Genomic DNA, 22,732 nt, shown 5'->3' with positions numbered 1-22,732 from the left:
GCAGACTGCAATGCACAGTACGGGGCAGCCCGTACCCGGCCCTCGTACGCGCGCACCCGGCGTGGGTGGGGTGTTGACCTTGGTGCGGTGGCGTGTGCAACTATCAGGCGCTCGTGCCACGTAGATCTCGGTGATACCGCTCCGTCCCGCGCAACTCCTGTGCCCTGGAGGGTCCGTTGGCCGCATCGCCCCGCCCCCGTCGTCTCTCCCGTCGTCGTCTCCTCCAGGCCGGTGCGGCCGCCGCCGGCGCGGCCGGGCTCGCGGGGCCGCTGGCCCCCGCTCCGGCCACGGCCACGGCCGCCACGGCCGCCGCGGCCCGCGCCCGGCACGCCTCGCTCTCCTTCACCGCCGCCACCAACGGCGCCGCCACGCTCGCCCCGAAGGGCGGGCCCCTGGTCGCCGAGGTGCAGAACGTGCTCTGGGCCGTGCCCCGCGAGGGCGGGCCCGCGAAGGCGCTCACCGAGCCGGATCTCGAACCCACCCGGCCCGTCCTCTCGCCGGACGGCGAACACCTCGCCGTCTGCGCCTACAAGGGCGGCGGCTTCCATCTGTGGACCCTGCGCCCCGACGGCTCCGGGCTCCGGCAGCGTACCGACGGGCCGTGGGACGACCGGGCGCCCGCCTGGTCGCCCGACGGGACCCGTCTCGCGTTCGCCTCCGAGCGGGGCGGCGACCCCGTGAAGGGCAGCCCGTACCGGATCTGGGTGCTGGAGCTGAAGAGCGGGGAGCTGACCCGGCTCACGGGCCTCGACGGGCAGGAGGGCCCCCACCAGGGCGGCGCCTGGGAGGACTTCGACCCCGTCTGGTCGCCCGACGGGAAGCGCGTCCTCTTCGTCCGCGGCGCCGTCACGGCGGGGGAACAGGGGCCCGCGCTCGACGCCCGTACGGTCGCCTCCGTCGCCGCCGACGGGGAGGGCCCCGTGCGGACCGAGCACACCGAGACGACGGCCAAGGCGCAGGTGATGACGCCCGCCGTCTCGCCCGGCGGACGGCTCGCGTATCTGCGTACGACGCCCGCGCCCGCCGGGTCCTGCACGCTCGTCGTGGACGGCGGGGCGGTGGCCGTCGAGGGCGACGTCGAGCCCGTACCGCCGCGCTGGACCGGGAAGGACGAGCTGCTGCTGACGGTCGGCGGCCGGTTCTCGCTCGTACGGCCGGAGAAGCCCGGCGACGCCGAGGAGCTGCCGTTCGAGGCGACGCTGCCCGTCGAACGGCCCCGCTACCGGGTCAAGGACTTCGACTTCGACGGGGGCGCGGCACGCCCCGTGCGCGGCGTCCATCTGCCCGCGCTCTCGCCCGACGGGCGCCGCGTCGCCTTCGCCGCGCTCAACGCGCTGTGGGTCGCGGACCTCTCCGGCGGGCGGCGCCCCCGCAAGGTCGTCCAGGCGGCGCCGACCCGCTATCTCCTCGCGCCTGTCTGGACGCCCGACGGCAAGGCCCTCGTGTACGCCTCCGACCACGAGAGCCCCGGCGGGCTCCTCGCCGTGCGCCGCCACGAGCTGGGCTCCGGCAAGGACACCGTCCTCGCCGACGGCGGGCGCGTCTTCCCCGCGCTCTCCCCGGACGGCGAGCGCCTCGCCTGCCTCGACATGACCGGCAACCTGCTCGTACGGGACCTGCCGGACGGCGAGGAGCGCGTCCTCGCCAAGCCGCTCGGCGGCGGCGGGATCCCCGGCAGACCGAGCTGGTCGCCCGACGGGCGGTACGTCGCGCTCTGCGACCGCAACCGGCTCAACCAGCGCTTCCGTGAGGGCTACAACCTCATCCGCGTGATCGACGCCGCCACCGGCGAGTCCCGGCTGCACGCCGTCGGCGACCACGTCTCGCTCTCCGACCGCTACGACTCGGGGCCCGTCTGGTCCCCCGACGGCCGCACCATGGCCCTCGTCTCCGACTCCGCGCTGTGGTTGCTGCCCGTACGCCCGGACGGCACCCCCGACGGCGAGCCGCGCCGCGTCTCGGGCGAACCGGCCGACCACCCCTCCTGGTCCGGCGACTCCCGCACGGTGCTGTACCTCTCGGCGGGCCGCCTGCGACGCCTCGACGTCGCCGCGGGCACGGCCCGTACGGTCCGGATCGCGCTGGACCACCGCCGTACGACGGGGAAGAGCGGCGACACCGTCGTGCACGCCGGACGGCTGTGGGACGGCACCGGGGAGACCGTGCGCGAGGACGTCGACGTGGTCGTCCGCGAGGGGCGCATCGCGTCCGTCGCCCCGCACCGCGCGGGCCGCTCCGCCGCCCGCCGTATCGACGCCTCCGGGCTGACGGTGCTCCCCGGGCTCTGGGACGCGCACACCCACCCCTGGCAGACCACTTACGGCGGACGCCAGACCGCCACCCAGCTCGCGTACGGCATCACCACCGCCGTCTCCCTCGGCGGCTTCGCCTACGAGCAGGCGCGGCTCCGCGAGGCCGTCGCGCACGGCACCCTCGCCGGGCCCCGGCTGCTGGCCACCGGCGAACTCCTCGACGGCGCCCGCGTCGCGTACAGCATGGGCCGCGCCCACCGCACCCGCGCCGGGCTCCGCCGTTCGCTGCGCCGCGCCGCCGCGCTCGACTGGGACTTCGTCAAGACGTACGTCCGCGCGCCCGGCTGGGTCATGGAGGAGGCCGCCTCCTTCGCCCACGAGGAGCTGGGCGTCCCCTCCGGCAGCCATCTGTGCACGCCCGGCATCCAGCTCGGGCAGGACCTGACGACGCACCTCCAGGCGACGCAGCGGCTGGAGTTCGGGCACGCGACGACCGCGAGCGGGCGGGCGTACCAGGACGTCGTCGAGGTCTACACGGCGACCGGCGACTTCCGGCTCGTCGCGACGCCCTTCACCGCCGCGCCCCTCGTCGGCGCGGACCCGGCGCTCGCCGAGGACCCGCGCGTCACCCGGCTCATGCCGCCCTGGGACACCCTCGCCGTGCGCGAACTGGCCGCGCACGCGCCGACGAAGGAGCAGCTCGCCACGCTGGCCGTCGAGACCGACGTCTACAAGCGGGTCCTCGCGGGCGGCGGCCTCGTCGCGCTCGGCACGGACGCGCCGCTCGTCCCCGTCGGGCTGCACCTGCACATGGCGCTGCGTGCGCTGCACCGCGCCGGGCTCTCCGCGGCGCGGACCCTGCGCACCGCGACCGTCCTCGCCGCCCGCGCCTTCGGCGCCGAACGCGACCTCGGCACGGTGGAGGAGGGCAAGCTCGCCGACCTCACGCTGGTCGACGGCGACCCCTTCACGGACTTCGACTCCCTCGTACGGACGGTGTCCGTGCTGCGCGGCGGCGTGCCCTACGAGCAGAAGGAGCTGGTCGCCTCCTACCCCGAGCCGGAGGGCGGCCGTACGGCGGCGAAGGACGCGCGGGACGACCACTGGCACGCGGTCGGGCGCCAGCTCCGCCGGGACAGTTGCTGCGACCCGGGGTGAGGGGAGGCGGCTAGCCCTGTTCCGGGCGGGCCCGGAACGAGGCGACGGCCGTGTCGAAGTGCGGCTTCAGCTCCCCCCACTGGGCGTCCGGCGCGGACAGGTAGATCGCGTACTGCTTCTGGCCCACCGCGCCGAAGCCCAGGTCGATCGCGCGGAACTGGCGGGCCCGGCCCTGCCAGCGCCACTCCCATATCGCGGCGGACTTGCCCTGGTACTTCGTCCGGTTCATCCGCATCCGCTCGTACTGCGGGGAGTTCTTCCTCACCTCCGGCTCCAGCTCCTGCCAGTGCCGCAGGGGGCTGGAGTCGGCGAAGTCGAGCACGTTGAACTTGAGCACGGTCTTGCCCGACGGCGCGACGTAGTTGACCTCGGTGCCCCCGGGCTTCTCGCTGCGGCGCCAGCCGTTCGGCACGTCCACGGAGAAGCCCAGCCGGTCGTTCACCCGGTGGTGCCCCGGGGGCGGCGGCGGGCGCTTGCTGGGCGACGCGGACGGGGAGGGCGAGGGCGAGCCGGACGCCGGGGGCTTGCCGCCCTGCGGGCCGCCGGGGTCGTCGCCCTCGCGCTGGGTCCACCAGTACGCCCCGGCGCCGAGCCCGCCCGCGACGAGCACGGCGGCCAGCGTCCAGGCCACGGCCCGCCCGCCGCGCCCGCGTTCGGGGGCGGGCGGCGGGGACTGCGGCGCGGCGGGTCCGGGCGGGGGTACGGGCACGGGCGCCGCGGGCGTCGTGACCTCGGTGCCCCCGGCGGCCGGGTGCGCGCCTGTGTGCGCGGCGGGAGCGGCCAGGGCGTCCGGAGCGGGCCCGGGAGCCGGCCCGGGGGCCGGGGCGGGGGCCGGTGCCGGGCCCGCGGGCGTCGCCCCGTACGGCATCGTCTCCGCACCGGCGAGCAACTCCTCGGCCTCCACCGCGCCGGGCCGTTCCGCCGGGTCCTTCGCGAGGAGACGGAGGATCAGCGGCTCCAGGCGGCCCGCCCGTTCCATGGCGGCGGGCGGATCGCTGGCCGTCGCGTACGCCGTCTCCATCCATGTGTCGCGGCGGAACGGCGCGAAGCCCTCCACCGCCTCGTACAGCGTCGCGCCCAGCCCCCACATGTCGGAGGCCGGGCCCGAGTCGCCGCCGCGCATGCGCTCGGGCGCGGCGTAGTTGATGGAGCCGACGAACTCGCCGGTGCGGGTCAGCGTCGAGGTGCCGGAGGCGGCGGCGATGCCGAAGTCGGTGAGGACGGTGCGGCTGCCGTCCTCGGTCAGCAGCACGTTCGCGGGCTTCACGTCGCGGTGCAGCACCCCCGCCGCGTGCGCGGCGCTCAGCGCGGCCACCATCGCCAGGCCCGTGCGCATCGCCGCCTGCGGCGGGAGCGGGCCGTCCTCCTTGAGGATCTGGCTGAGCGAGCGCGCGGGCACGTACTCCATGACGATGCACGGCAGGCCCTCGTCCTCGACCACGTCGTGGACGACGACCACGTTGGGATGGCTGATACGGGCCGCGCTGCGCGCCTCCCGCCGCGTCCGCTCGTAGAGCCGTTCCCGTTCGTCGTCCTCCAGGTGGGGCGGCAGGTGCAGCTTCTTCAGTGCCACTCTGCGGCCCAGCAGCGTGTCGTCGGCGAGCCACACGGTCCCCATGCCGCCGCGGCCGATGCGGCGGGAGAGCCGGTACCGCCCCGCCACCAGCCGTTCCTGCGGCTGGTCGTGCCCTTGCTGTTCGCTCACCGTTCCTTCACCGTTCGCTCATCGTTCGCGCGTCACGAGACGTCCGTTCCCCCCGTGGGACAGGTGTTCCCCGCAGACCCTAGCCCGGTCACGGTGTGTGTCGGCCAGCCCGGGGCAGATACGTTAAAGACGTGCACGCAGCCCACGAACCCCCTGAGCAGACCCCTGCGCGGCCCCCGGAGCGCCGTCGCGGGCAGCCCCGCATGGCGCGGGTGAAGTACCGCGACGTACCCAAGCGCAAGATGGCGTGGCTGCTGCTGAAGGACACCGTGAACTCCTGCATGGAGTACCGGGTGCTCGGCCTCGCGGCCGAGGCCGGGTTCTTCACGCTGATCTCGATCCCGCCCCTGCTGCTGGGCCTGATCGGGCTGCTCGGCTACCTCGACGCGTGGATCAACATCGACACGATCGACTCCATCCGGCACAACTTCCTCGACGCCTCCTCCACGGTGCTCTCCGAGAAGGGCGTCGACCAGCTCGCCCGGCCCCTCATCGACGACGTCATCCGGGGCGGCGGGCCCGACGTGATCTCGCTCGGCTTCGCGCTCGCGCTCTGGTCGGGGTCACGCGCCGTGAACGTGTTCATCGACACGATCACCGTGATGTACGGGCTCGACGGGCGGCGCGGCATCGTCAAGACCCGCATACTCTCCTTCGGCCTCTACCTCGTCGCGCTCGTCATCGGCGCGATCGCGCTGCCGCTGATGGTGGCCGGGCCCGACGCCGTGCTGCGGCTCGTGCCGCAGACCGAGTGGGCGGTGACGGTCTTCTACTGGCCGGTCGTGCTGTTCCTGTCCATCGTCTTCCTCACGACGCTCTACCACGTGTCCGTGCCCGTCCGTTCGCCCTGGCGCGAGGACGTGCCCGGCGCGCTCGTCGCGCTGGTCATGTGGGTGCTGGGCAGCTTCCTGCTCCGCCTCTACCTGACGAACACGGTCGAGGGCCCGACCATCTACGGCTCGCTCGCGGCGCCCGTCGCCGTGCTGCTCTGGATCGGCGTCTCCGCGTTCGCGGTCCTGGTCGGCGCCGCGGTGAACGCGGCGATCGACCACGTCTGGCCCTCGGTCGCCACGGCCGCGGCCCGCCGCGCCAACGAGCGGGCGCGGGAGGCGCTGGCCGCCGAGGTCGTCGCCGCCGTCGCGGCCCGCCGCGCGCGCGAGGGCTCGGGCGACGAGGAGGACGCCCCCGCGGAGTTCCCCGAGCGCTGGACGAAGTTCCTCCCCCCGGAGGACGTCCGGGGCCGCCTCCGCCCCCGCGACCGCCACCGGCACTGAGGCCCGCCCTCCCCTCCGGGCGGACGGCACCCCGGCGCCGGGGTCAGCTCCGGTAGCGCCGGGCCACCGCCCCGAAGGCGGCCTTGGGCTCCCATTCCATGTCGGGGTAGGTCTGCCCACGGCGCCCTTCGAGGAGCTTGACGATTCCCAGTCCGGCCCGGTCCAGGTCGTCCCTGGGATCGCCGTCGGGGCGGTGCGGATAGCCGGGCAGGGCGAACAGGAAGACGAACGCGCTGTCCACGCCCTCGGTCTCGAAGATCTCCAGCAACTCGCTCAGATACGCGGCCTGCCCGGCCTCGTCGCGCTCGTAATCGCCGTTGAGCCGTACGGGGGCCCTGGTCAGCGGGTCGTGCTCGACCACTTCCAGCACGCGCCCGCCGCGGTCCCCCGCGCCGCGGTAGGCCGCGGTGCCGAACCCGGTGACGGCGAGCGGCTTGGGGCCCCGGGCCAGGGTGCGCACCGCGTCCCGGAACCGGTCGGCGACCTCGGCGGAGCGGAGCAGTTCGTACGTGACGATGTCGAAGGGGGCCCAGTCGACCTGCTCGAACTGGATGGCGGCGTAGGTGAGCCTGCCCCGGAAGCGCTCGCGGACCGTGGCTGCGGCGTCGCGGAGGAACGCGTTGATACGCACGCCGAGCTCGCGCATCGCCTCGGCGCGGCGCCCGGGCGGGCTCATCAGCCCCTCGACCCGCTCCTCGGGGCTCTGTCCGGGCAGGAACCCGTGGTTCATCACGCTCAGCTCGACGCCCGCGACGAACACGACGGTGGCCCCCTGCCGCCGGAGCCGTTCCGCCCGCGCGGCGCAGTCGCGGAAGAGCGCGAGGATCTGCTCCGGGGTCAGTTCGAGCGGATAGGGCGAGAACCAGATCTCCAGGCCGAGTTCGGCGGCGGCCGCGGCGGCCCGCTCCAGCCGCTCCGGGTCGCCGCCGATGATCTGGACGGCGTCGCAGTGCAGGTCGTCGCGGATGACGGCGAGTTCGCGCCGGACCACCGCGGGGTCGAAGTGCTCGCGGGACGTCCGGCCGTGCACGACGAATCCGGTGTCGTAGGTCATTCCTTTTGCTCGCATGGCGACGAGGCTGACAAGAAAAGTGCGTGCACGCAAGTTTGCGTGCGCGCAGATTGGTGTGGAAGGCTGACGCCGTGACGACACCACCACCGGGGCTGCGGGAGCGGAAGAAGCAGGCCACGCGCGAGGCGCTGCGCGAGGCGGCGCTGCGGCTGGCCGTGGAGCGCGGACCGGACCGGGTGCGGGTCGAGGACATCGCCGAGGCGGCCGGGGTCTCGCCGCGCACGTACAACAACTACTTCGCCAGCCGCGAGCAGGCGATCGTCGCCGCCGTCACCGCGGACCGGGAGGCGCGGGTCGCGGAGGCGGTCGCGGCCCGGCCCGCCGGGGTGCGCCTGGCGGACGCCGTCACGGAGGCGGTGGTCGAGCAGTACACGCACACCGGCGAGGGCGAGCGTGAACGCGAGCGCGGGACGCTGCTGCTGCTCACCACCCGGACCGCGCTGCGCGACGCGTTCCTCGACGCCACCGCCGGAATCGAGCCCCCTCTCACGGCGGTGATCGCCGAACGCCTGGGGAGCGCCGGAGACCCCACGGCCCGCGTCCTCGCGGCGAGCGTCGCCGCTGCGGTGCGCATCGCCCTGGAGGGCTGGCTCCAGTCGGCCGGGAGTTCGGGTACGGCCGGGAGTTCGGGCGCCGGAGGGCTGGTCGTGCCCACCGGTTCGCTGCCCGACCGGCTCCGCGCGGCGCTCGCCCCGCTCGCCCCCGCCTTCGACGCCGCCGAGCGACGCGTCGTCCAGTCGTGACCCGTGCCCCGTGACCCGTGAGTGCGGCGGCCTCAGGTGTGCAGGACGCGCACGGCGAGCAGCGTCTGCCAGGTCCAGCCGACCGTGAGTGAGACGCGCTGGATCAGTCCGCCGCGGGCGACCCAGCGCCGATGCTGGTCGAAGGCGGCACTGGCCAGCGCCATCGTCGTCGCGAAGAGCACGCCGCCGGCGACCGAACAGACGGCCCACCCGGGCGAGCCGGACGGGACGAACACGCAGCAGGCCGCGGCGAGGCCGAGGAATCCGGCGAGGGAGAACGAGTCGTGCAGGGTCCCCACGCGGGTGGGGTGCCGGAGCCGGTCGGGGGTGCCGGGAGGATAGCCGCTCACCGGATCCGTCCGGAAGGCACCCGCGCCCAGCAGGCCGACCGCCCAGACGCCGACCAACAGCGCGCCCCAGCGGGAGGGCCCGGCACGCCACAGGCCCACGGCGAAGAGCAGTGTCAGCGTGCCCGCGAGAAGAAAGTTGGCGGTCTGCACCCATCCTGGGCGGCCGAGGGTGAGCGAACTGACGGGATGGCGCACGGGTTTGTAGCCCGCACGGCCCGCACGGCCCGCACGCCCCGCGCCGTCCAGGAGGTACGTGAGCGTGAACAGGGACCCGGCGGCCATCCCGAGGGCAAGCAGCACTTGATTCGGCATTGCGTCAACGTAGGTTGACAGAAGGGTGATGTCAACCTTCGTTGACGCGGGGCTGACGCGGGGCAACATCCGCTGTACGGGGGAAAGTTGCCGGAGCGGCTGCGCTGGTCCGTGGTGTTGGCCAGAATGGCGGCCGACGGCGGCGTCGAGCCGGTGCGACGAGGTGGGGGAGGCGGCGCTGGGCATGGGCGACCGCAGGCGTTGGCTGCGTTATGTCATCCGCGGCGGACCCGGGGAGTGGAGAGCCGAACCGGCGGACCCGCAGGACCCCGAGCAGGCGTCCGGCGAGTTGTGGGAGCGGGCCAGGCCCCTCGTCGCCGTCAGCCACCCGTGGGGGAGCGGGGACCCGGGACGGTCGCTCAGTTACGGCAGACTGCCGGACGGGACCGGCCTGCTCTGCTCCGCCGGCACCGTCCGGGAGGGCGGGACCGAGCAGCGGCGCGTGGACGCGCTGCACCTGCCCGAAGGGGACGAGGGCCTGCGGGACGTCTGGCCCATCGACGCCTGGCGCTCCCGGGGCTGGGAGACGGCAGCGGACGCGGAAGTCCCGCCTCCCGAGGGCGAGTTCACGCACGAGACGCTCGTCGCGTTCGCGCGCGAGCACCGGGACAGGGTCGCGCCGTTCCTCGCCGACGTCCGGAAGCTGTTCGAGGACAGGGCGGGGCGGCAGATCGTCCTCGTGGAGGCCGAGCAGGAGACCGTGGCGCGGTGGATCGCGCTCGCCTGCGCCTCGCTCTCCGACGAGTACGCCCGCGCGCTGACGTTCGTCACCCGCACCGCCCAGCCGTACGAGGCGCCGCAGCAGATCCTCGGGATCGGCCCGGAGGCCGAGTTCGACCGGGAGGACGCCGAGCTGCTCCAGCATCTCTACCGGGTGCACGACGGGCTGGGCGGCACCGGCAGTCCGCCCGCCGACGACATGTGGGCGAAGGCCATGGCGTGGCGGTGGACCGAGGGCACGCCGCCGCGCCGCCCGGAGAAGGGCGAGCCGTTCGGCTTGGACGGTCCGCTGGCGGAGGGCGAGCTGCCCTCGCCGGACAACGACATGTGGCAGGCCCTCGCGGACGCCCCCGAGGAACACCCCGAGCTGGTACGGATGCTGACGCGGCACGCGCGGGAGCTGCCGCTCCCCGTGGGGGACGAGCCCCCGCCCGTCGACGGACTCGACCGGCTCGACGCGCTGATCCGTATCCGCGCGCGGATCGCCGACGAGGTGCCCGCCGCGGAGCTGCGCCCGTTCACGGCCGAACTGGCCCGCAGGCGGCTCGCGTGGGCCTGCCGCGGCGACCTCCCGCTGGACCGGCGGGTGCTGACGGGGCTGCCGCTGGACGACGCGGCCCGGCGCGCGCTGTACCAGGAGTTCGTCGGCGCCGTCGAGGACGCGATGCACGGCAGGCTCAGCGGGACGAAGGGCCCGTGGGCCGACGCGTTCGACCTCGGGCTGCATCTGGGCGGCGACGAGAGTCCGCTGGCCAGGGAGGGCGCGAAGGGCATCACGGAGGCGCTGATCAGCCAGCACGAGGAGCTGGCCGGGCCCGCCGTCGAGGTGCTGGAGCGCCTCGACAGCCCGGTGGTGGACCGGCTGACGCTGCAGCGCCTCGCGGCCCGGGCGGCCGAGGACGCGCGGGTGCTGCCCTGGGTGGTGGGCTCGCCCGCCGCCGGACGCTGGCTGCGGAGCAGGAACCTCTCCGAGGTGCCGCTCCCCGTGCGCGTCGCCGTGCGCGCGGCCGACCTGCGGGCGACGCCGGAGCGGCCGGAGGGGGCCGAGTTGTTCGTCGCGCTCGCCCGCGCGCTGGGCCCCGGCGGGCGGATCGCCGACGCCGCGACGCTGAACGAGGTGTGGGCGGCGGCCGCCATGCCCCACGGCCAGCTCGACCCCGCGCAGGCGCCCCGGCTGCTGGAGGCGTGCCCCGCGCGGCTGTTCGTCGAGACCGGACGGGGACCCCTGTTCGGCACCTGGCTGAACCGGCCCCCGGAATTCAGCCGGACGCTGCTCGACTTCGCCACCGCCGTGCGCGGCGACCCCCAACTGCCGCCCCTGGGGCGGGACATGGCCGAGCTGCTCGCGACCACCGCGGAGCTGACGGTGGGCGCCGTCGACGTCGCCCGGGCCGTGGCCCGTACGGAGGTGCTGTGGCCGTCCGTCGGACCCCTCCAGTCCCATGTCGAGCAGGCCGTCCTCACGGTCTTCGCCCGGGCCCTGGCCGACGCGGACCTCACCGCGCAGGGCGCGCGGGGCGCGTACCGCTTCCTCACCCAGGAGACCCGCGAGGAGCTGCTGCGGCCGTACGGCGAGGCCGTGCAGGCCCGTTACGGCACGGACGAGAGGCTGCGGGCGCTCGCCCGGGAGCCGCAGCGGGTGGCCTCGCTCTTCCTGACCTGGCACCCGAGGACGCCCGGCGACAGGCCCGAGTGGCGCGCGGTCGCCGAGACGCTGCTGCACAACATCCTGGGCGCCGCGGTGCAGCGGATGTACGAGCGCGACGTCGCCCTGGCGACGAGCTGGGTCTACCAGTGCGAGCCGAGGGAGAAGGAGGCCTGGGCTCAGTGGTCGTACCAGCGGCGGGGGCGGTGACCGCCGCGGCCGCGCCGCGGACACGGGCGGCGGCGCGACGGACACGGGCGGCGGCGCCGGGACGGCACCACTCCTTCCTCTTACGCGGTAGCCTCAACTCACCGCCATCACACGTCACTTGGCGTCACGGTGGCGCCGTGCACCGACGAGACCGACACCGATTCCATCGACACATCTCCGTGGTACGGAAGCAGTCCGCCATCGGGGGAGGATCAGCGTGAGTGAAAGCGAAACGATTTCCAGGATTCCGGGCGGCCCGATGGCCAATCGCCCCCTGCACTTCCTCTGGCTGCTCGACTGCTCCAGCTCCATGAGCATCAACGGGAAGATCGGCGAGCTGAACTTCGCCATCCGGGAGGCCATCCCGGAGATGCAGCAGGCCGCCCAGGACAATCCGTCGGCGGCGCTGATGGTGCGGGCCATCTCGTTCGCCACCGGCGCGACCTGGCACATCGACGAGGCGACGCCGGTCGAGCAGTTCTCCTGGACGGACCTCACCACCTACGGCGGTACGGACATGGGCGCCGCCTTCCGGCTCGCGGCCAAGGCGCTCCAGAGCCCGCCCATGCCGGACCGGGCGCTGCGCCCCGTCATCGCGCTCGTCTCCGACGGGCAGCCCATGGACGACTGGCGGGCCGGGCTCCGCGAGATCGACGCCACGCCCTGGGGGAAGCGGGCCATGCGGGTGGCGGTCGCGATCGGGGAGGACGCCGACAAGGACATGCTGAAGGAGTTCCTCGGCAACCCCGAGCTGGAGCCCCTCCAGGCCAGGAACCCCCGGCAGCTCGTGGCCGCGATCCGGTGGGCCTCGACGGTGGCGGTGAAGGCGGCCTCGACGCCCAAGACGGACGGCAACAAGCAGCCGCCCGCCGCCTCCACCCTCTCGTTCGACAAGCAGGCCGACGACGAAGACGTCTGGTGACCGCCGCCGGTGCGCGGGCCGGGGGCTGGCAGACGCTTCAGGGAATGGTCAAGGGCGCCGGGAAGAAGTACAGCCAGGACCGCTACGTCGTACGGAGCGCGGCCGGAGGCGAGGCGGTCGTCCTGGCCGTCGCCGACGGCCACGGCTCCGCGCCGCACTTCCGCAGCGACCTCGGCTCGCGCTGGGCGGTGGAGGCCTTCGCCGGTCTCGCGCTCGGTTTCGCGGAGCGCGCCGTGAGCCACCGGACCTCCGAGCGGCACTGGGGCGTGCTGCGGACCGAGGCCCAGACCCTGCCGCAGCAACTGGTGCACCGCTGGCGGGGGAAGGCCCTGCTGCACGACGGCAACTCCCCGGCGCGCGGCGGCCTGCCCCCGGCCGCCACCGAGGGACGGCCGCCCGCCCGGGACCTCACCCCGTACGGCACGACCCTTCTCGGCGCGGTCGTGACCGACTGGCTGACCGTGTGCTGGCAGCTCGGCGACGGGGACGTGGTGCTCGTCGACGCGGGCGGCGTGCCCCGGTCGCCGCTGGACGTGGGGGAGGAGCTGGGGGACGAGACGGACTCGCTGTGCGAGGCGGAGGCGTGGCGCCAGACCCGTACGCACTGGGAGCCCGTCACGGGTGAGGGCGGCCGTCCCCCCGCGGTGCTGCTCTCCACCGACGGGCTGGCGAAGAGCTTCGCGGACCGCGCGGGGTTCCTGGAGTTCGCCGGGGGCGTCACGCAGCGCGCCGCCGAGCAGGGGGTCGCCGCCGTGCAGGAGCAGCTCGCGGACTGGCTGGGGCGCGCCGGGCGGTTCTCCGGGGACGACACCACCCTCGTCGCGGCCTTCGCGCCCGGCAGCCTGGACGGCGCCCAGCGGGGCGCATCGCACGATTCGTACGCCGACGACGACGGGAGAGGGACAGCACTGTGAACGGCATGCTCAAGGCCGGGCAGATCCTGGAAGCGGAGTCCCTGGGCAAGGTGACGGTCGAGGAGCTCTTCGGCTCGGGCGGCCAGGGCGAGGTCTACCGGGTCTCGACGGAGCGCGGCGACCGCGCGGTGAAGTGGTACTACCCGCAACTCGCCGACGGCAGGCAGCGGCAGATCCTCGACGGGCTCATCGACCGGGGCTGGGCGGACGACCGCTTCCTGTGGCCGAAGGCCATCGTGGTGGATCCCCGGAACCCGCAGGCGGGCTTCGGCTATCTGATGGACATCCGCCCCGACCGCTTCCAGGACCTGCCCGCCCTCTTCCGGCGGCTCCCCTCGGTGTCGGCCGTGACGCCGCGCGCCCTGGTCACCGCGGCGCTGCACACCGTCGAGGCGTACTTCACCCTGCACTCCAAGGGCATCGCCTACCGGGACATCAACTGGGGGAACATCTTCTTCGACCCCTCCACCGGCGACGTGCTGGTGTGCGACAACGACAACGCTGTGGTGGACGGCGAGTTCGCCGCCGTCGCCGGGACCATGAACTTCATGGCCCCCGAGCTGGTCCGCGGCGACGGCGGCGCGCAGCCCGGCACCCAGACCGACCTGCACTCCCTCGCGGTGCTGCTGTTCATGCTGCTGATGAACGACCACCCGCTGCACGGGGCCCGGCTGTTGAGGATCCACAGCCTCGACGAGCACGCCATGCGGCGGCTGTACGGCACCGATCCGCTCTTCGTCTTCGACCCGTCCGACACCTCCAACCGGCCCGACCCCGCCGAGCAGCAGACCGTCCTCACCCTCTGGAACCTGCTGCCCGCGAACCTGCGGGCGCTGTTCACCACCGCCTTCACCAAGGGCCTGGCCCACCCGGGCGACCGGGTGCGCGAGACGCAGTGGCAGAGCGCGCTGAGCGAGGTGCTCGACGGCATCACCTGCTGCACGGGGTGCGGCCAGCAGATAATGACCTCCTCGGACGGCTCGGCGCTCGACTGCTGGGCCTGCGCACGGCAGTTGCGGCTGCCGCCACGGATGGAGATCGCCATCAGCCGTGGCGCGTCCCGCCCCCGGCGCCGGTCCATCCGCCTCGACCCGCAGGCCCGGGTGTACGCGCACCACCTGGAGGGCGACACGGAGCGGCACGACTTCAGCAAGATCGTCGGCGAGGTGACCGAACACCCCACGAAGCCGGGCCGGTTCGGGCTGACCAACCGGTCCGGAAACGTATGGACGGTGCGGCGCGACGACGGCAGCGTGCAGGACGTGGCCCCCGGCCGTACGGTCGCGCTGCGGCCCGGCCTGCTGGTGGAGTTCGGCGGCGGGGCCGAGGCGGAGGTACGCCCGTAGCACCCGCCGCGCGCCGCCGCCGGGACGGGGCCGGGGGGCCGGTCTCAGCGGCGGCGGCGCCAGGGGCGCCACCGCAGCAGCCTGGCCACCAGGGCGTTGCGGGGGCGCCACCGGCCCGGCCCCGAACCGGGCGTCCACGGGGCCCAGGAGGGCCGGCCCGTGGTGGTCGGCGGCGGGGGCACGGCGGGGAGCACGACCTCGGCGGAGGTGCCCGCCACGCGGACGGCGTCCGGTCGCGTCAGCGGGGTCACCGTGATCCGGCACTCCGGCCACGAGACCGCGATCTCCACCCGCCCCTCGGCGAGATGCCTGCTGCGCGGGACCCTGCGCTCCTCGCGCAGGGTCCCGCACTCCCAGCGGAGCGCCACGAGCACGGAGGGCTCCGGCCAGTCGAACCGCACCTCGACACGCTCCGTCTCCAGGCGCCGCGCGACGAGTCCCGTGACGGGACCGGGGTGTTCGAGGACGAGGCTGGGCCCGGAGACGGCACGCCCGTCCAGCGTGCTCACCGCGGTGAGCCGGGCCATGGCGCCCGGCGGCGGCATCTCCACACGCGCCGCCCCCCGGCCGGGTCCGTCCGGACCGTCCGCGCCGTCGGGTCCGTCCGCGCCGTCCGTACCCACGGCGGCGAGGAGTCCCGAGACGTCCTCGCCCGGGGCCACCGGCCGGGCCCGCCAGCGCACCAGCCGCGTACGGCCCCGCGCGGGGCGCGGCCAGGTCACGCTCACCCGGCCCTCGCCGTCGGGCGGCCCGGCGTCCAGTTCCGTCACGGGGGACGGCCACTCCTCGGCCCGGCCCCGCACCGTACGCCCCGGCGACCACACCAACGCGCCGTCCGGGCCGGGGTATCCGCAGGAGACCAGGTACGCGTAGTCGCCGGGCGGCAGCGGCCCGTCCAGCAGGCCCGCGCGGTCGCAGGGCAGCGGCGTGCCGGTGGCCGTGCCGGGCGGCGCGGCCACCCGTTCGGCACGGACGGCCTTCGCCGAACCGTCCGTGAGCCAGCGCAGCCGTACGCCGTCGAGCACCGTCTCCGCGGCGAGCCCCTCCACCTCGGGCGTGAGCAGCACGGTGCCGCTGCCGCGCGGTACGCCCGCGGGGAGCCCGCCGCGCGTCGGCACCACCGCGTAGCGCACCGCCACCCCGAGCGGAACGTCCGTGTCCACGGCGGTGACGGGCCCGCCCACCCCCTGCCCGGCCCCGGGGACGGGCAGCTCGACGGCCCCCTCCGGATCGGCCCCGGGGAAGCGGAAGAGCCGGTAGCCGACGGGCCTCCCGGCGCCCCGCGTGGCGGGCCGCCAGCTCAGGTGCGCCGTACGGCCGTTGACGGTGGCCGTCACCGTGCGGGCGGGCGGCAGCAGCGGGTCGTCCGCGAGGAGGGCCGCGGTGCGGAACAGGCCGGTACGGGCGTCGAGGTCGTCCGTCGCGAGGCGGAGCGCGCTGAGCCAGGCCTCGGCGGCCGGGCGGGTCTCCCCGTGCCTCTCCCGCGCGACGGCCTCGTCCTTGAGGTCCCGTACGGCCGCCTCCCGTTCCCGCAGGCCCGTGAGGAGCCGGCCGAGGACGTGGTCGGCCGGGTGCGCGGGGAGGAGTTCCGCGAGCCGGACGGCGTGCCGGAGGCGGGTGCCGGGCCACACCTCGCTGATCTGCTCCGCCGCCCCGCGCGCGGGGCCGTCGCCGGGGAAGTCCGCGTCGACGGCCGCGGCCAGCTCCGCCGCCTCGTCCGTGTGAACGCCGAGCGCCTCGGCGGCCCCCGCGGTGACCGGCCCGGCCTCGTCCTTCAGCGCGCAGCAGAGCTGCCACAGCACGATCCGCCGCAGCCCCGCCGGGTCGTCCCGCTGCACGGTCTCCAGGGTGTCCAGGAGCGCGAGCGCCGCCCCGGCGCGCGGGTCGTCCCCGCTCTGCCAGCGGCCCCGGCACTCCCGTACGTACGCGAGGTCCACGCGCCGCCAACGGGTGCCGCGCGCGGGGAACCAGAGCCCGTCCAGCACCCGGAAGCCGCTCGCCCTGCCCGCGCCGCGCAGCGTCGCGAAGACCGAGGCGGCGGCGCTCGGCTCCGGGGCCCGCAGCACCTCCGCCGCGTGCCGGAAGCCCGCGGCGCGGAGCCCGGCGTCGAGTTCGGCGTAGCCGCGCATCGCCGGGTACTGGGGCAGTCGCCAGACCTGCGCCACCACTCACCTCACTTCGGGGCGGTGTAGAAATACACCCGTACGGTCGCCGAGTCGGCGCGCTTGCCCGTGTTGTGGAAGTCGTCCGTCGCGGTGTCCTTCTTGTCGAACATCCTCGGACGCGCCTGCGGGAGCAGGCGGTTGACCTTCCGTGCGTAGACCTCGCCCCGGATGGTGCCGCCGAAGGTCAGCACGATCGCGGCCGTACGGCCCGACCACCGGTCCGTGTCCTTCCTGATCTGCCGCACGAGGGACTTCTCGCTCCGGCCGCTCACGTCGAACTCCTTCCAGCCGCGCTCCACCGAGCGCGGCCCGGTCGGCGTCGGCGAGGGGGAGGGCGAGGCCGAGGCGCTGCCCGACTTCTTCGGCGTGGGCTCGGCGGCGAGCGGGTCGGATCGGTCGGCCATGGTGACCACGACCAGCACCAGCAGCAGATCCGCGAAGAGCCAGCCCGCGAGCACGACGGGGCTCAGCCGGCCGCGCGAACGGGAGCCGGGCCCCCGTCGGCCGCCCGGCGGGGGAAGGGGCCGGCTCACTGGTCAGCCCCCTCCTGCGGACGCCCGTACGGCGGCCCTCCGTGCTGCGCCCCGCCGCGCGGCGGCCCTCCGCCCGGCGCACCGCCGTGCCACTCCCCGGCGGGCGCCGACGAGGACGCGCCCGCGTGCCACTCGCCGTTGCCGGCCCTGGGCGCCGGGGGCCGTACGATCCCGAGGCCGCGCAGCCCCTCGTCGAGCCGCTGCGCCGCGTCCTGCCAGTGGGCCGCCGCCGCGTCCCAGCGCTCGGTCGCCTGGCGCATCCCCTCGATGGCGTCGCCGGTGCGGCCCGTGCTGTCCACCAGCGCGCGGGACGCGCGGTCGGTCGCGTCGGCCACCGACTCGGACTTGGCGACGAGCGTCTGCTGTGCGGCGGTCAGCGTCGTGAGCGCCGCCTCGACCGTGTCGCCCGCCGCCTTGAGCCGCACGGCGAGGTCCTTCGCGGCGTCGGCGCTGCTCCTGCTGGCGTCGGCACCGGCCTGGTGCCCCAGGCGGACCGCGTCCTCGATCCGGGTCGTCGCGTCGCCGAGCTTGGGCAGCTCGTCCCCGAGCCGGTTGACGGCCGACTCCAGCGCCGCCGTCGCCTGCTGCGCGGCCTGCCCCGTGGTGACCAGCGCCTGGTGACTGTCGTCGGCCTTCGCGGCGAGCCGCTCCATCCGCCGCGCCGCCTTGCTCAGCTCGGCCACGAACTGCTGCGGGGACGCCTTGCGGTGCGCGGAGACCAGCATCTGGACGCGGGTGAGGGTGGACGCCAGCCTGCCCAGGTCGTGTTCGCGCTTCGCGTGCCGCGCCGCCTCGTCGTGCTCGGCGCGCGAGCGGACGCGGCTGTGCCAGCCCGACAGCACCACCAGCAGGAAGATCAGCATCGCGGCCGTCAGCGCCACGTTCTCGAACCGGCCGATGGGGCTCAGGTGTCCGCCGAACCCCGACTGCCAGAGCTGGAGGAAGGGGCGGGTGGCCTGCTCGGAGTGTTCCGCGCTGAGGTCCCCGTACGCCCGGACGGCCTCCCGCAGGCCGATCCAGGTGATCAGCAGCGGGACGAACACCAGCATGCCCAGCACGGCTTCGAGGAGCCCGTCGCGCACCGACCGCTCCCGCAGCTCGTCGCGCAGCCAGCGCGGCACGCCCTGCGCCTGCCAGGGCCGGGTGCGGGGCAGCGCGGCGATCCGCCGGACGAGCCCGGGGCGCCCCGAGGTGTCCCGCGGCGCCTCGGCGAGGCTCTCGGGCCGCGCGAAGGCCTGGAGCAGGTCCACCTCCGCCCACCGGTCGAGGTCCTTCTCCTGGGCCACGTCCTCGGCAAGGGAATGGAGTTCGGAACCGCGCAGGGCGAGCGACGGGGTGTCGGCCAGGTCCCTCAGTTCACGTGCCAGCTCGTCCTTGTCGAGCAGTGCCGCCTGTGGCAAGTCCCCGTCCCCCTTGGTCCGTTCACTCGATCGCTGGTGCCTACACCCGGCCCGGCCCGCCACAGGGTACGGGTTACGTGCCGCCGCGCGGGCGCGCTCGCCCGAAGTTCAGGCTCCCCAACAGCGCCTGGGCGCCCGTGTGTTCGGGATTCCACTCCAGGCACTTGCGGAGCGCGGCGGCCGCGTCCTGCCGCTGCCCCCTGTCGTGGAGGCCGACCGCGTGCCGGTAGGTGCGCTCGGCGAGCAGCTCGCGGATACGGCCGTTCGTCTGGTCGTGGCTGTAGGCGCACAGGAGCCAGCGCTCGGCGTCCGCGAAGCGGCCGGGACCGGCTGCCATCGCGGCCGAGCTGTGCACCTCGATCATGGACTCCAGCACGTCGGCCCCCGCCGGTCTGGCCCGCTCCTCGCGCCAGGCGGCGTGCGAGGCCTGCACGGCCTGGTCGTAATGCCCCTGCTGGAGCAGGGTCCTGGCCATGCCCAGGTGGCGGGCCGCGGCGGTGCTCGGGCGGGCCGCCTGTGCGGGCGGCGGCGCGCTCAGCTCGTCGAGCGCCTCCCGCGCCTCGCCGATGAGCCGCCGCAGCAGCTCCGCCGCCTCCTCGCCGCGCCCCGCGGCGGCCAGCCGCCGCGCCTCGGCGACCTGCCCCGGGCCGGGGGCGTCCGAGCCGGACGGCTCCTCGGGCGTACGGCCCGGCGGCGGCAGTACCGCGGCGGTGAGCGGCGGCAGGTCGCCCAGCGTGTCGTGGCCGTCCTCGGCCGGGGCCGTCGCGCTCTCCTCGGGCCCGGCCGGGTGCGCCTCGTCCAGCCGCGCCGCGTGCGCCAGCGCGCCCAGCGCGAGCCGGTCGGGCCCCAGCCGCACGCAGGGGCGGCCCAGCGAGGCGGCGCCCGCGCGGATCCGCTCCATGCCGGTGGCGCCGCCGAACAGCAGCACCGCGTCGAGGTCCGAGGGCTCCATCCCGGTCTGCTCGAACAGCGTCCTGGCGCGGGCCAGGATCCGCGCGACGTGCCGGTCCAGATAGGCGTCCAGGTCGGCACGGCGCAGCGCGATGCCGATGGCGCCCCCGACGGGGAGTTCGACCGCCCCGCCGAACGTGCCGGGTGCCGCGCCGAGCCACTCGCGCGCCAGCTCCGCGTCGTCCCGCAGCCCCTGCCAGGCCGTCCCGGCCATCCCGCCGGGGCCTCGGGCGGCACCGAAGTCGCGCAGGTGCCGGTACGCCGTGTCGAGCACCGCCGCGTCGAACGCCCGCCCGCCGGAGGTCTCCGCGCTCTCCACGCCGAGCGTCCGGTACTGCCCCCGGGCGCCCCGCACCAGGCCCAGCTCGAACCCGTCGTAGCCCACGCCGAACGCGAGATACGTGCCGCTGCCCTGGCCGCCCATGTGCGCGATGACGGCCGCGACGCTGTCGCTGATGAGCCGGGGCCCGGCCAGGCCCGCGGCCTCCGCCGCCGCGCGCAGCGCCGTGCGCTGCGCCGAGCCGTAGCTCACCGGGACGTTCAGGACGGTGTGCGCGACGGACGCGCCGGACGCCTCCTCGGCCTGCTCGCGCACCCGCCGCAGCTCCTCGGTCACCAGCTCCTCCGGCGGGCGCTCCCCGGCGGCCGTCGGCACCGGACGCCCCCTGCCCAGCTTCCTCTTGAGGCTGGGGAAGACGCACGGCCCCCGGCCCGTCACGGGCCGCTCGCACAGCAGCCACGGCACCTCGGAGGGCGCCGCGCGCAGCGTCCGGGGCGGCTCGCCCGGCAGCCCGTAGGCCACGCGCAGGCCCGTGGCCCCCAGGTCCACGCCGAGCCGGAGCCGCGCGGCGCGGCCGGACAGCTCCGCGCCCGGCGGCGCTTCCCCGGGCCCCTCCGTCCCGCCCCTCATGTGTCGAGTCGGTCGATCGGGACGCGGAGGTGGCTGCCGTAGTCCTCCGCCGTGGGCACCTCGGCGACCGAGCGCTCGTCCATGGCGCGGGCCACCAGGTTGGTGAGGTTGCGGGCCTGCTGGGTGACCTGCTCCCGGTTGCCGCGCTCGTGCGCGGTACGGACGTGGCCGACGGCCTCGATGATCTGCTGGCCCAGTTGCGGCGAGGCGCCGTCCGTGGCCCGCTTGGCCTGCATGAGCTTGCTGGCCAGGCCGCAGTGGTTGTACATGTCCGTGAGCAGCAGGTCGGTCAGCCGCGCGTACTCCCCGCTCTCGCCCCGGTCCAGCGCCCGCTGGACCAGCTCCAGGTCCCGTTCGACCTTCATCCGCTGGGACGGCTCCATGTACTCCTCGTAGTCGGCGAGGAACTCCCGTGTCTCCTTGGCGACATGCTCCAGCGTCGGGCCCAGCCCCGCGGCGTCCTGCTCCTCGTGCTGCGCGGCCGGCGGGCCCTGCTGGTCCCGGTTGGGGGTGTCCTCCTTGACGAGGTCCGTGCCCGGCACGCTGATGCGCACCTTGATGATCCGGTCCAGCGAGTAGTTGAAGGAGACCTCGACCCTGCGGTGCAGCCCGATGTCCTCGGGGAGTTCGAACTCGATCACGCCCTGTTCCACGTTCCTGCTGGCCACGCTCTGGTTGCCCTCGTAGACGGGGACGCGGATACGGCGCCCGTCCGTCGTCTCGAACGTCTGCCGCCTGGGCTCCGGCAGCGGGTACGGCGTGCCCGAGGGGATGATCGGGACGAAGACGTCCCGCTGCGAGCCCCGGACGGCCGCGATGCCCATGGCGGGCCCCGTCACCTCGTGCAGGCCCGTGTCCCCGACCGAGCGCGCGTTGGCCAGGCTGCGGCCGCAGTCCTCGCACTCCGTGGCGGACTCCGCGTTGAGCCGCTGGCACTCCGGCTCGGGGCACTCGATCGCGTGCAGGGTGCCCGCCAGGATCCCGGCGCCGAGCGCCACGCACTCCATCGGGTTGATGTTCCGGCGGACCTTGTCCTTGCCGAAGCGGTTCTCGACCGTCTCGTACACGGCGCGGGTCAGCGTCGAGCCGCCGACCAGCAGGACGTCCGTGATGTCGTCGGCGGTCAGGCCCTCGTCCGTGAGTGTCTTGTCGACGAGCGTCATGGTCCGCCGGACCATCGGCTCGATGAGGCCGTCGAACTCGCTCCGGGTCAGCGGCATCTCGACGTCGATCACCGTGCCGTCGGGCGCGCGGTGCGCCGCGAGGATGACGATGTCGGTGGACTCCTGCGCGTTCAGCTCCCACTTGGCCTGCTCGGCCTGCTCCTTGGCCGCGTACAGGAAGTTCTTGTCGCCGCTCGGGTCGATGCCGTAGGTGTCCTTCACCCAGGTGACGATGCGGTCGACGATGGCCTGGTCGAAGTCGTCGCCGCCGAGCCAACTGTCGCCGTCGAAGCGCAGGACGTGGAACTGGCCGTGCCCCTCCTCGTTCTTGACCGCGTGCAGGATCGAGATGTCGAACGTGCCGCCGCCCAGGTCGTAGACGAGGATCCGGCTGCGCTCCCCGCTCTTCTTGTGCAGGCCGAAGGCGACCGCGGCGGCCGTCGGTTCGTCGATGATCTTCTTGACCACCAGCTCGGCCTGCTCGGCCGCGTCCCGGGTCGCGGCGCGCTGCGCGTCGCCGAAGTACGCGGGCACGGTGATCACGGCGTGTGTCACCTCCTCTCCGAGGCTGCGCGAGGCGTCCTGCGCCAACTGCCGCAGGATCAGCGCCGACACCTGGTCGGGGGAGAGGACCCGGTCGCCCATCCGCACCCGGGCGCGGGGGTCGCCGTCGGGCCCCTGCGTGATCTCGTAGCTGAGCTTCTCCCGCGCCTGCTCGACCAGGGGGTCGGCGAAGGCGCGGCCCATCAGGCGCTTCACCGAGACCACGGTCTCCCTGGGCTGCCGTGCCGCCCATTTGACGGCCGTGTCACCGACGATGAACCGCTCGGCGCCGTCGCGGCGGTAGAGGCCGACCACCGACGGGGTGAGGTTCTTCCCCGAGCTGTTGGTCAGGACGGACACTTCCTTGCGTTCCGGGTCGTAGCTGCTGGTCGCGCTGTTCGTGGTGCCGAGGTCGATGCCGATCGCGCTCATCCGTGCTCCTGT

General features: G+C 74.8%; 15 protein-coding genes. 7 read left to right on the top strand and 8 right to left on the bottom strand.

The genetic code is table 11. The features are described from left to right. The first annotated feature begins 176 nt into the window (after positions 1-176). Positions 177-3,410 (top strand): amidohydrolase family protein, encoded by a 3,234-nt coding sequence (locus ABD343_RS20835; protein WP_344530410.1) that lies wholly within the window; start codon positions 177-179, stop codon positions 3,408-3,410. 10 nt (positions 3,411-3,420) lie between these two features. On the opposite strand, the gene ABD343_RS20830 is transcribed toward ABD343_RS20835, so the two are convergent. Further along, positions 3,421-5,115, bottom strand: coding sequence for a serine/threonine-protein kinase (locus ABD343_RS20830; protein ID WP_344530408.1), 1,695 nt, complete (start codon positions 5,113-5,115; stop codon positions 3,421-3,423). A gap of 203 nt (positions 5,116-5,318) precedes the next feature. On the opposite strand from ABD343_RS20830, the gene ABD343_RS20825 reads away from it, so the two are divergent. Next, entirely contained in the window at positions 5,319-6,389 is a 1,071-nt protein-coding gene (locus ABD343_RS20825; RefSeq protein WP_344530406.1) for a YihY/virulence factor BrkB family protein, read from the top strand. Positions 6,390-6,432: 43 nt separating this feature from the next. Here ABD343_RS20825 and ABD343_RS20820 read toward each other — a convergent pair whose 3' ends face one another. Next, positions 6,433-7,458 carry a glycoside hydrolase family 113 protein gene (locus tag ABD343_RS20820; RefSeq protein WP_344530404.1) on the bottom strand — a complete coding sequence of 342 codons (1,026 nt, stop codon included), beginning with the start codon at positions 7,456-7,458 and terminating at the stop codon, positions 6,433-6,435. 74 nt (positions 7,459-7,532) lie between these two features. Between ABD343_RS20820 and ABD343_RS20815 the strand changes: the two genes are divergently transcribed. Further along, complete coding sequence (locus tag ABD343_RS20815) at positions 7,533-8,204, top strand: TetR/AcrR family transcriptional regulator (protein WP_344530402.1); 672 nt, start codon at positions 7,533-7,535, stop codon at positions 8,202-8,204. A 32-nt stretch (positions 8,205-8,236) separates the two neighbouring features. On the opposite strand, the gene ABD343_RS20810 is transcribed toward ABD343_RS20815, so the two are convergent. Next, positions 8,237-8,866 carry a DUF998 domain-containing protein gene (locus ABD343_RS20810; RefSeq protein WP_344530400.1) on the bottom strand — a complete coding sequence of 210 codons (630 nt, stop codon included), beginning with the start codon at positions 8,864-8,866 and terminating at the stop codon, positions 8,237-8,239. 184 nt (positions 8,867-9,050) lie between these two features. Here ABD343_RS20810 and ABD343_RS20805 point away from each other — a divergent pair, with 184 nt between their 5' ends. The 4 genes from ABD343_RS20805 (at position 9,051) to ABD343_RS20790 (ending at position 14,623) form a co-directional block, all read left to right on the top strand. After that, positions 9,051-11,441, top strand: coding sequence for a GTPase-associated protein 1-related protein (locus ABD343_RS20805; protein ID WP_344530398.1), 2,391 nt, complete (start codon positions 9,051-9,053; stop codon positions 11,439-11,441). Between the two features lie 259 nt (positions 11,442-11,700). Continuing rightward, positions 11,701-12,363: a vWA domain-containing protein gene (locus ABD343_RS20800; protein WP_344530396.1), complete on the top strand. Its 663-nt coding sequence runs from the start codon at positions 11,701-11,703 to the stop codon at positions 12,361-12,363. After that, positions 12,360-13,277, top strand: coding sequence for a protein phosphatase 2C domain-containing protein (locus ABD343_RS20795; protein WP_344530394.1), 918 nt, complete (start codon positions 12,360-12,362; stop codon positions 13,275-13,277). Before ABD343_RS20800 ends, ABD343_RS20795 begins: the two co-directional genes overlap by 4 nt. A gap of 5 nt (positions 13,278-13,282) precedes the next feature. Beyond that, positions 13,283-14,623, top strand: a complete 1,341-nt coding sequence (locus ABD343_RS20790) for a protein kinase domain-containing protein (protein WP_344530919.1) — start codon at positions 13,283-13,285, stop codon at positions 14,621-14,623. A 44-nt stretch (positions 14,624-14,667) separates the two neighbouring features. Here the strand turns inward: ABD343_RS20790 and ABD343_RS20785 are convergent, their stop codons facing one another. From ABD343_RS20785 to ABD343_RS20765, 5 genes are all read right to left on the bottom strand, one after another. Beyond that, complete coding sequence (locus tag ABD343_RS20785; RefSeq protein WP_344530392.1) at positions 14,668-16,788, bottom strand: hypothetical protein; 2,121 nt, start codon at positions 16,786-16,788, stop codon at positions 14,668-14,670. 8 nt (positions 16,789-16,796) lie between these two features. Next, a complete protein-coding gene (locus ABD343_RS20780) occupies positions 16,797-17,321 on the bottom strand; it encodes a hypothetical protein (protein ID WP_344530390.1) in 525 nt (174 codons plus the stop codon). Next, positions 17,318-18,721, bottom strand: coding sequence for a hypothetical protein (locus ABD343_RS20775; protein ID WP_344530388.1), 1,404 nt, complete (start codon positions 18,719-18,721; stop codon positions 17,318-17,320). The genes ABD343_RS20780 and ABD343_RS20775 overlap by 4 nt, the downstream gene beginning before the upstream one ends. A 73-nt stretch (positions 18,722-18,794) precedes the next feature. Further along, on the bottom strand, positions 18,795-20,582 hold the full coding sequence (locus ABD343_RS20770) for an Hsp70 family protein (RefSeq protein WP_344530387.1): 1,788 nt from the start codon (positions 20,580-20,582) through the stop codon (positions 18,795-18,797). Further along, complete coding sequence (locus tag ABD343_RS20765) at positions 20,579-22,720, bottom strand: Hsp70 family protein (RefSeq protein ID WP_344530385.1); 2,142 nt, start codon at positions 22,718-22,720, stop codon at positions 20,579-20,581. The genes ABD343_RS20770 and ABD343_RS20765 overlap by 4 nt, the downstream gene beginning before the upstream one ends. Positions 22,721-22,732: the final 12 nt, after the last annotated feature.

Source organism: Streptomyces albiaxialis (genome assembly GCF_039530985.1).
Classification (GTDB): Bacteria; Actinomycetota; Actinomycetes; order Streptomycetales; family Streptomycetaceae; genus Streptomyces; species Streptomyces albiaxialis.
Note: the sequence above shows the minus strand (reverse complement) of the source record. Positions and strands in the feature narration are given on the sequence as shown.

What these genes read in the sequence shown, in the direction of transcription:
- ABD343_RS20770 (WP_344530387.1), bottom strand. Translation starts at nt 20,582, where the DNA reads ATGAGGGGCGGGACGGAGGGGCCCGGGGAAGCGCCGCCGGGCGCGGAG.
- ABD343_RS20790 (WP_344530919.1), top strand. Translation starts at nt 13,283, where the DNA reads ATGCTCAAGGCCGGGCAGATCCTGGAAGCGGAGTCCCTGGGCAAGGTG.
- ABD343_RS20825 (WP_344530406.1), top strand. Translation starts at nt 5,319, where the DNA reads ATGGCGCGGGTGAAGTACCGCGACGTACCCAAGCGCAAGATGGCGTGG.
- ABD343_RS20765 (WP_344530385.1), bottom strand. Translation starts at nt 22,720, where the DNA reads ATGAGCGCGATCGGCATCGACCTCGGCACCACGAACAGCGCGACCAGC.
- ABD343_RS20800 (WP_344530396.1), top strand. Translation starts at nt 11,701, where the DNA reads ATGGCCAATCGCCCCCTGCACTTCCTCTGGCTGCTCGACTGCTCCAGC.
- ABD343_RS20820 (WP_344530404.1), bottom strand. Translation starts at nt 7,458, where the DNA reads ATGCGAGCAAAAGGAATGACCTACGACACCGGATTCGTCGTGCACGGC.
- ABD343_RS20805 (WP_344530398.1), top strand. Translation starts at nt 9,051, where the DNA reads ATGGGCGACCGCAGGCGTTGGCTGCGTTATGTCATCCGCGGCGGACCC.
- ABD343_RS20810 (WP_344530400.1), bottom strand. Translation starts at nt 8,866, where the DNA reads ATGCCGAATCAAGTGCTGCTTGCCCTCGGGATGGCCGCCGGGTCCCTG.